Origin of the sequence: Acidovorax sp. SUPP3434 (genome assembly GCF_030159015.1) — a bacterium.
Classification (GTDB): domain Bacteria; phylum Pseudomonadota; class Gammaproteobacteria; order Burkholderiales; family Burkholderiaceae_C; genus Paracidovorax.
In genome coordinates, this window is the sequence record NZ_BQXL01000041.1 from 1 (window position 1) to 1251 (window position 1251).

At 59.7% G+C, this 1251-nt stretch carries 1 protein-coding gene; it reads left to right on the forward strand.

What is annotated here, in order from left to right:
* Positions 1-54: 54 nt before the first annotated feature.
* Positions 55-1251, forward strand: a protein-coding gene (locus AVKW3434_RS24165; protein WP_284407867.1) for an IS3 family transposase whose coding sequence is annotated in 2 segments (ribosomal slippage) — positions 55-403 and positions 403-1251 — 1198 coding nt annotated over the 2 segments. Because the reading frame shifts where the segments join, the coding sequence is not laid out codon by codon here. This gene is flagged as partial in the annotation.

The window sequence follows — 1251 nt, forward strand, 5'->3', positions numbered from 1 at the left end:
TGACCCGTCCTGAATGAGGTTGACACCTTTCTGTTCATCAGAAAGGAAAGTCAAGTGGATCAATGGGTTAAGAGAACGCAGAAGGACTACACACTGGCCTTTAAGCTGGCGGTGGTGGATCAGGTAGAAAGAGGCGAGTTGACGTGCGGGCAAGCCCGGGAGCGCTACGGCATCCAGGGTGCCTCGACCGTGCTGGTTTGGTTGCGCAAGCATGGCCGCCAGGACTGGAAGGCTGCATCATCGGGCTTCAAAGGACCCGGCCCCATGCAAGAGCCATTCAAGCCGCTGACACCCGAGCAGCGCATCAAGGAACTGGAAGTGCAACTGAAGCAGGCGCAGGAGAAAGCGCAGTTCTTCGAGGCGGTGGTCCATGTGCTCAAGCGCGACCATGGGGTAACCGTCACAAAAAAGCCTGCTGGCAAGTCCTCCAAGAAAAGCTCGTCCAAGGGCTGAACGTTGTGAGGGCTTGCCGGTACATGGGCATCAGCCGGCAGGCGCACTACAAGGCCCTGGCCTGCCAGCGGCTGCGCGATGAACAACAGGCCAGCGTGGTGGCCATGGTCGATGAGAAGCGGCGGCACCAGCCGCGCATCGGCACACGCAAGCTGCACTTCATCCTGAAGGCGCCGCTGCAGCACGCAGGCATCAAGCTCGGTCGCGATGCCTTGTTTGACATCCTGCGTCACGAACGGATGCTGGTCTTGCCGAAGCGGTCGTACCACAAGACCACCAACAGCCACCATCACTTCAGGCGCCATCCCAACCTGCTCAAAGAAGCAGCGACCAAGGTGGTGCCCAGCGGCTGCGAACAACTGTGGGTGGCCGACATCACCTACCTGTCCACCAAAGAAAAGCCGGCCTACCTGAGCCTCGTAACGGATGCCTATTCCCGCAAGATCGTGGGTTGGCACGTACATGAAGGGCTGGAGACTGCCCAGGTCAGTCAGGCGCTGAAAATGGCCCTGCGCTACAGGCAAACCAGCCAGCAACTGGTGCACCACTCCGATCGGGGCATCCAGTACTGTTCGGCGGAGTACCAGCGCATCCATGCCCGCCATGCGATCACCTGCTCGATGACCGATGGCTACGACTGCTACCAGAATGCCCTGGCAGAACGGGTCAACGGCATCCTGAAGATGGAATTCCTGCTGCACCGCCCCGCAAACATCCAGCAGGCAAGGACCATGGTGAGCGAGTCAGTGCGCCTGTACAACGAGCAGCGGCCCCACCTGTCCCTAGAATACAAAACGC